Source organism: Pseudomonas sp. 05N431, from assembly GCF_056397005.1.
Map to the genome: position 1 here is coordinate 21,722 of NZ_JBFTMN010000032.1, position 7,356 is coordinate 29,077.

Consider the following 7,356-nt stretch of genomic DNA (forward strand, 5'->3'; position numbering starts at 1 on the left):
GTCTCACTTGATCATGATGAGGTGTTCGACGACGGGGCCCAGCGCGAGCGCCGGCACATAGTTCAGCAAACCGACCAGCAACACCGTGCCGATCAGCAGCACCACGAACAGCATCCCGTGGGTCGGCATCGTGCCGCCGGTGACGGCCAGGCGTTTCTTCGCCGCCAGGCTGCCAGCGACCGCGAGCACCGGTACGATCACGCCGAAGCGGCCTAACCAACAGGCGATGGCCAGCATCGTGTTGTAGAACGGGGTGTTGGCCGACAGGCCGGCGAAGGCGCTGCCATTGTTGTTGGCTGCCGAGGTGAAGGCGTAGAGGATCTCCGAGAAACCATGGGCGCCAGGGTTGGCGATCCCCAGCTTGCCGGCCTCGGCCATCACCGCAATGGCGGTCCCGAACAGCACCAGCAGCGGCGTCACCAGAATCGCAATGGCGACCATTTTCATCTCGAAGGCTTCGATCTTCTTGCCCAGGTATTCGGGTGTACGGCCGATCATCAAACCGGCGATAAACACCGCGAGGATGGCGAACACCAGCATGCCGTACAGGCCGGAACCGGTGCCGCCGAACACCACTTCACCGAGTTGCATCAGCACCAACGGCACCGCACCGCCCATTGGGGTGAACGAGTCGTGCATCGCGTTGACCGCACCGCATGAAGCCGCGGTGGTCACGGCCGCGAACAGGCTGGAGGCGCTGATGCCGAAGCGCAGTTCCTTGCCCTCCATATTGCCCGCTGCCGTGTCGATACCCAGCGCTGAAAACTGCGGATTGCCCAGCTGTTCGTAATGGGTGACAGCCACCACCGCGATCACGAAGATGATCGTCATTGTCGCCAGCAGCGCCCAGCCTTGGCGTATGTCACCGACGACGTGGCCGAAGACGAAACACAGCGCGGTCGGGATCAGGAAGATCGCGATCAGCTGCAAGAAGTTCGTCAGCGCGGTCGGGTTCTCATAGGGGTGCGCCGAGTTGGCGTTGAAGAAACCGCCGCCATTGGTGCCAAGCATTTTGATTGCTTCTTGCGAGGCCACCGGCCCCATGGCAATCGTCTGCTTGTCGGTGCTGGCGGCCTTGGTCACCGGATTGCCCTGGGCATCGAGGGTCGGCTGGCCGGCGTCATTGAGCACCGGGTTCTGGTACTGCATGACCTCCAGTGTCGAGACGTCCTTGTACGGGTCAAGGTTCTGAATCGCGCCCTGACTGACGAAGAACAGCGCAAAGATCAGCGACAGTGGCAACAACACCCACAACGTGATGCGGGTGAGGTCGGTCCAGGCATTGCCGATGCTGTCTGCGCTGTGGCGTGCGAACCCGCGGATCAACGCAATCGCCACCACAATGCCGGTGGCGGCGGACAGGAAGTTCTGCACCGTCAACGCGAGCATCTGGGTCAGGTAACTCATCGTTGACTCGCCGCTGTAGGCTTGCCAGTCGGTATTGGTAACGAAAGCGGCGGCGGTGTTGAACGAGGAGTCGGGCGTGACTGCGCCAAACCCCTGCGGGTTGAAGGGCAGAACACCTTGCAAGCGTTGCAAGGCGTACACCGCCAGCAACCCGAGCGCGTTAAACAGGATCAGCGCGAGGGCATATTGAAGCCAGCCCATCTGCGCGTCAGGCTTGACGCCGGCCAGTCGATACAGCGGCGACTCGATGCGCGAGCCGAAGGCAAACCGACCCTCCATCACCGTGGTCAGCCAGCGCCCAAGGGGCCAGGCCAGAAGCCCCAGCGCCAGGAGAAAGGCACCGAGTAAAACCCAGGCTTGAATAGTCACAGGAAGTCCTCCGGAAACAACAGCGCGGCGACCAGGTAAACCAGCAAACCGGCGGCGATGATCCCGCCGAACAGATAGAAGCCCGTCATGACCGCCTCCTGTTGAGCGCTGCACAGCCTTGCGCCAGGCCGACCAGGGTGATGAAAAACAGCGCACCGAGTAGCAAAAACATGAAGTCCATGGCGTTTCCTCCGGTAATGAAGAAAGCCTAAATGGACGCTTGGAAAGTTGTTGACAGGATTTGGGGTGGGGAAATAAAGATTTGATAAAGATGTTGGTCGGGTACAACAGGCTGTTTAAAGGCCAGGGACTGCGCCAATACAGGTCCTACATAAACCCAAGAAGCCGTCACCTTGCCCCTCGATTGGATGCAGCTTATAGTCCGCTCCGTCGCCCATATGGCGACTGGGTTTGGCGACCTGACAAACGAGTGCGAGAGCTGACTGCTTATTTGCAGGCACCTCCGCACCTGCTATGCCGCTTTCTATGGCGGCTGTGCGCGGGAGACCTTCGGGTCTGCCGGTTACTCGTTTCCGGTTCGCCAACCTGCGTACAGCTGCCACCTTTTCGTTTGGCGACGATTTGTTGGCAGCCTCAACAATCTAAACGAGGCTTTAACTATGGATAGATACATGCCCCTCACCGGAATCGACCTGATCCCGGCCTCCCTGCTCATCGACACCCAAGCCCCACTCGACGTACTGCAAGCCACTGCCGACTACCGCATCCGCACCGTTACTCAGGTGCTGGAAAATATCGCTTTTCGTGCTGATATCGAGAGCGACACGGTGGTGCTGGCCGACTTCGCCAAACTGCTGGCCATTCCATTGCGCGATGGGTGTGATTTGATGGATGTGATTGGTAGACGTTTGCGGGAGCAGGTGGGGAAGTGAGTGAAGGCGGGCGTTTTGAAGGTGTGATGCTGGCCTGTTAAGCGTTTAAAAGATCGCAGGCTGCGGCAGCTCCGGATTTACGTACGGGCTTGACTGCTCGGCGTAGGAGCCTGGCGTAGGCTGCGATCTTGGCTATTCTGCATGCACTGAAAGTCTGCGGTTTACTACGCCGTTGTACTAAAAGGGGCGCCCATTACCAACGGGAACAAGCGACTCAAAGCGGACGTTGATGGATGGTTATGACTGCTACCAAAGTGCCCTGGCAGAGCGGATCAATGGGATATTGAAGACCGAATTTCTGCTCCAGCGACCACAGGATTTGATGCAGGCAAAGAAGATGGTGGGTGAGTCGGTATCAATCTATAACCGCGAGCGCCCGTACCTGTCTTTGAAATACAAAACGCCCGATGCGATGCACCGGGCGTTGGGGTGAAACAGGTGTAAACCTATTTCAGGACTAGACAGCGTCGAGGCTGATGGCAGATAAATAAGTCTGTCCCTTTTTTACCGAAGCTAATGCTAATAACCCCAATTTGAAATCCTATGCATCATTGTTGCTGATGGTGCTTTAAGTGATATATAGAAACAGCCTTTAATGAAATTAATTGTGCGCTTTAATAATTGAATGGTAGTCGCTCGTGTGATATGATCGGCAGTCTAAAATTGGATGGGTTATATATGCATATTAATTCCATGAGTACGTTTAATATTTTCGGCTCCGCCGAGAGTCGTACCATAGCATTGGATTCTCCAGTTGTTATTTTTACCGGTTATAATGGGGCTGGCAAGTCTACGCTACTAGGGGTTTTGCATAGCACTCTTTCAGTTGCGAAGGGGCAAGAGTATCTGTTTCCAAAAAGCGACTGGGGTTGTCATATTAAGTTTGCGGATGATAGTGAGGTTCTTCATGTGAAAACGATCCGGCAATTGCCGGAAAATTTTTCGTCGTCACCTTTCCATAAATCAAAAAATCGTGATCCTTTGAAGAGTTTTTACGAAGGCATTCAGAACTCCATAGATGCGCGAATCGATAATAAAAAAGTTATTGTGATGCGTGAAGGGGAAGGTCGGGCTGTAAAATCGACAAACATAATGAGTCTAAGGCTGGGGAAGTTAGGTCCTTCAAATTGGCCGGCATCTATTTTATACGGAGATGAGGTTTTCAGCTCCAAGCAGGATGAGTTGGATTCGAAGAAGTTTGAAGATTTAGATATTTTTTCGAAGAAAAAGAATTTGGATAAAACTTTTTTTCTCTTGCAAGCTGAGTTCTCAGCTCAAGCGAAAAGTAACTCAGATGATCATGCCACATCGGAATTGATAGACGTAATTGAAAAAACTATTCAGGTTATGAATCGTGTGGGCGTTGGTGACAAGGATGGATTGCGAGTTCAGGTAGAAAAACTTGAGAAGCTTAGAGACTCGAGGTTGCGTTCCAATCCTTTGCTTAAAGAAGCAAATTTATTTTTTGCCTCTACTAATCGAGAGGTAAAGATTGGTGTGAATGGATTCCTCTATATGAAAACCTCCCACGGTGATGTTCAGTGGTATGACTTCTCAAAGGGGGAGAAGACCCTATTGTGCTTGCTGTTGGTCGCTCATCTGGCGGGTGAAAAGAGCATGGTGTTCCTGTTGGATGAGCCAGACCTCTCCTTGCATATAAAATGGCAAAGGCAGCTGTTACCTTCTTTGCGAGTACTATCTCCGAACGCGCAGTACATCGTGGCAACGCACTCTCCCGCTTTAATCGGGCGGACTGAGAATGAAGCGATTGTCAACGTTGGGGCGATTTCTAAAGGTTGATCATGGACGAAGAACTCGGGTTTCCATTTGACACAGAGTACCTGGATAATCAAAGTTTATTTTTGGACTTGGATGAAGGTGCTCCTGATGAAGTTATAGTGTGGGTAGAGTCGCGTGATGATATAAGGCTTTGGAAACACGTTTTGAGGGATAATAAAGCCTATACATATGATTTTCGACCTGCTTCGATGTTTCGTGGCGCGGACGGGAAGGCTGCGAATGGCTGTAATAGATTGACCAAGCTGTGGCAGGCTGGAGAGATTCAAGCGAGTAGAAGAAGTATATTCTGCTTGGATAGTGATTTTAAATATTTGGCAAGTTTTGGTGATAAATATTCTGGAGAGGATTATGAGCTTCCTCATTTTTATTGGACTCGAGTTCACTCCAAGGAGCATTTGTTTATATTCGAAGATCTTGTTGATGAGGTTGTTTCGCATATTACTTGTGTCCCTAAAGCTAGGTTGGAGCAGCGCGCTGCCATCATGCACGAGAGAATATCTAAAGAGATATACACTCCGTTTTTGAAGTTGTTGTATTTGCGCTCTTGTTGCTTCGATAACGTACGTGCGGAGGTTCAGGATTTTAGTTTGCGTCTTGATACGGCTTTAAATGTACTTCTTAACAAGCCTCAAGAGATTTTCAAGGTGGATGGGTGTACCGTCTGGGATGCTTTTCTAAGCAGGCTTTCTGTGTTGACTGGGGACTTGTCGAGTTATCTAGAGGCTGAATATCCAGGTGATGGGTTTGTTTGCTTCGAGAGGGCGCTGAGCAATATAGGTGTTGGTCGTAGTAATGTTTACCTGTTTTATCGAGGGCATGATTGGTACGCAATTTCATATCATATTGCGAAATCTTATCTTGGTTATTTCAATAAGATTAGACTTGATGAGATTCGGGCGACCTCCGTCGATGTAAGAAGAGATGTGCATGAGTATCTTAATCAGACTCCGAATGTTAGGGAGGCCTTCCTATCAGCTATTCCAACAGTAGAGAATGTTCCGTTTTTTAAAGAGACGGTTCAAGTGCTCAGAAGTAACTACCCTGAGCTTTACTGATAACTACCGGGCTGAGGCAGCGAAACCACAACATAACAAGCGGAGTGGCATGATGCTGCGCAAGCTATCAAAGGTGTTCGGGGGAAAAAGGGGACAGATTTATTTTGCATTGCGTTGAGGCTGATGGGGGCGTTGTAGGGGCTCGCCTGCGACCCCTGACCGCATTCAAGGCAAAATCCGCTGCGGGATAATGGCGACTGTCATCTATTACGGGGTTCGCCGATGTTGCTCGTCGTCTTCAAGGTTCTGCTGACCATCCCCGTGGCCTGGGCGTTGGCGTGGCCCTTGGTGCATCCTTCGGTGGCCGGGGGAATCTTCAGCGAACTGGACGCGTTGGGCAGCATCGGGGCGTCGATATTGACGCTGGTGTTCCTGATCGCCGTATTCTTTTATTGCCGCGACCTTCAGCGTTCGCTGACATTGGTCAAACCTTCATCCAGGGTGGCGTCGCCTCGAAGTGTCTGGCTGATGTTTCTGCTGCCTTACAACTTCATTGAAGACTTTTTCATTGTCGTTCACGTGGCCCGATCGCTACGGCGTGAAGCCAGGCATAACAAAGCTCTGGGCTCGTTCAAAAGCTTTGGCCTGTTCTCAGGGGTGGGGTGGTGTACCGCGCAGATTGTTTCGTTGCTGCCCAACGAACTTGGTTCGCTGGGAGGGGCTTTGGCGTTGCCGCTGTGGATCGTCCACTGGCGGTTGGTGAGACGGGTAAACAGGGTGATGGCGCTTGCTTGAGCGGTGGCGGATCTAAAACATGAAAATGGGGCAGACTTATTTATCTGCCATCAGCCTCGACGCAATGAAAAATAAATCTGTCTCCTTTTTTCCAGAGAGCATTTTTTAAAAATGCTGATTTTCAATTAAACTAATCATCCATCCTGCCGACATAATTTTTTATGTCATGCAAGCGACGCTGAGCTGTTCACTTACTCGAATTGGCGAAATTATGGTTTCTGAAAAATATATACTGTTAACTCAAATTTTCGCTTCATTTTTCATGGGGCTTGACTATTTCTTTACAGAGAAGCAACGGGATGGAATTAATCGATTTTTAAAATCTCACCTCCATCCTTTGCTAGACAGCGAGGAGCTATATCTAGCGGCTAAACTTGAGCAAGCAAAAAGGAGTTGGACTAGTATTGTCTTGGTTTTATTGCTCTTCTTCGGGAGTCTTCTGGCAATACGCTATATTACCCCTGCCATGGAGCAGTGGGTAAATTTATGGCTCGTATTGGCAGGAATTACCCTGGCATTCCTGACGCTGTTAGCAAACTCAATAAAAATATTTGATGTCACGTTTAAGGATGGGGTGCCTATCGTTTTTTCACTTTTAAAGTCATTAGTTGCACGCTTTTTAATTAACTGCCCTAAAGGAACCGGTTTTGGGGTTGGGTTCTTGCTCTTGGCAATCTCATTTGTTTGCCGTGGAGCCAATATATCTTGGTAGCTCAATACCTACTGTCATAAGCGTGTAATTAGTTTATCGAAAAGCATATCGATATACTGACCAGACTTTGACGTCACTGAGCAGTAGTGTACATAGCCACGGAAAAGGGGGCCGGCCAGATGATTCTCAGATTTATTTTTCATTGCGTCGAGGCTGATGGTGTCTAGTCCTGAAATAGGTTTACACCTGTTTCACCCGTTGTAGGGGCTCGCCTGCGACCCGTGACCGCATTCAAAGCAAAATCCGCTGCGGCATAATGGCGACTGTCATTGATTGCGGGGTTCGCCGATGTTGCTCGTCGTCTTCAAGATTCTGCTGACCATCCCCGTGGCCTGGGCATTGGCGTGGCCCTTGCTACATCCTTCGGTGGCCGGGGGAATCTTCA

At 50.9% G+C, this 7,356-nt stretch carries 7 protein-coding genes and 1 pseudogene; 6 read left to right on the forward strand and 2 right to left on the reverse strand.

Annotated features, from left to right (window positions below):
- Nucleotides 1-3: 3 nt before the first annotated feature.
- Together kdpA and kdpF are read right to left on the reverse strand one after the other, a co-directional pair.
- Nucleotides 4-1,776 (reverse strand): potassium-transporting ATPase subunit KdpA, encoded by a 1,773-nt coding sequence (gene kdpA, locus AC1DIG_RS28620; protein WP_477770022.1) that lies wholly within the window; start codon nt 1,774-1,776, stop codon nt 4-6.
- Nucleotides 1,773-1,865, reverse strand: a complete 93-nt coding sequence (gene kdpF / locus AC1DIG_RS28625) for a K(+)-transporting ATPase subunit F (protein WP_103316005.1) — start codon at nt 1,863-1,865, stop codon at nt 1,773-1,775. The genes kdpA and kdpF overlap by 4 nt, the downstream gene beginning before the upstream one ends.
- 531 nt (nt 1,866-2,396) lie before the next feature.
- Here kdpF and AC1DIG_RS28630 point away from each other — a divergent pair.
- The 6 genes and pseudogenes from AC1DIG_RS28630 to AC1DIG_RS28655 all read left to right on the forward strand — a co-directional run bounded on the left by AC1DIG_RS28630 (nt 2,397) and on the right by AC1DIG_RS28655 (nt 6,971).
- Nucleotides 2,397-2,669: a hypothetical protein gene (locus tag AC1DIG_RS28630; RefSeq protein ID WP_477770023.1), complete on the forward strand. Its 273-nt coding sequence runs from the start codon at nt 2,397-2,399 to the stop codon at nt 2,667-2,669.
- Nucleotides 2,670-2,892: 223 nt separating this feature from the next.
- Nucleotides 2,893-3,130 (forward strand): annotated as a pseudogene (locus tag AC1DIG_RS28635) (integrase core domain-containing protein); the annotation flags it as partial.
- 217 nt (nt 3,131-3,347) lie between these two features.
- Complete coding sequence (locus AC1DIG_RS28640) at nt 3,348-4,469, forward strand: ATP-binding protein (protein ID WP_477770024.1); 1,122 nt, start codon at nt 3,348-3,350, stop codon at nt 4,467-4,469.
- Between the two features lie 2 nt (nt 4,470-4,471).
- Nucleotides 4,472-5,524, forward strand: a complete 1,053-nt coding sequence (locus AC1DIG_RS28645; RefSeq protein WP_477770025.1) for a DUF4435 domain-containing protein — start codon at nt 4,472-4,474, stop codon at nt 5,522-5,524.
- A 222-nt stretch (nt 5,525-5,746) separates the two neighbouring features.
- The gene (locus tag AC1DIG_RS28650; protein ID WP_477770026.1) at nt 5,747-6,259 is read left to right on the forward strand and encodes a hypothetical protein; all 513 of its coding nucleotides are present in this window, start codon (nt 5,747-5,749) and stop codon (nt 6,257-6,259) included.
- Nucleotides 6,260-6,425: 166 nt separating this feature from the next.
- Entirely contained in the window at nt 6,426-6,971 is a 546-nt protein-coding gene (locus AC1DIG_RS28655) for a hypothetical protein (RefSeq protein ID WP_477770027.1), read from the forward strand.
- Nucleotides 6,972-7,356: the final 385 nt, after the last annotated feature.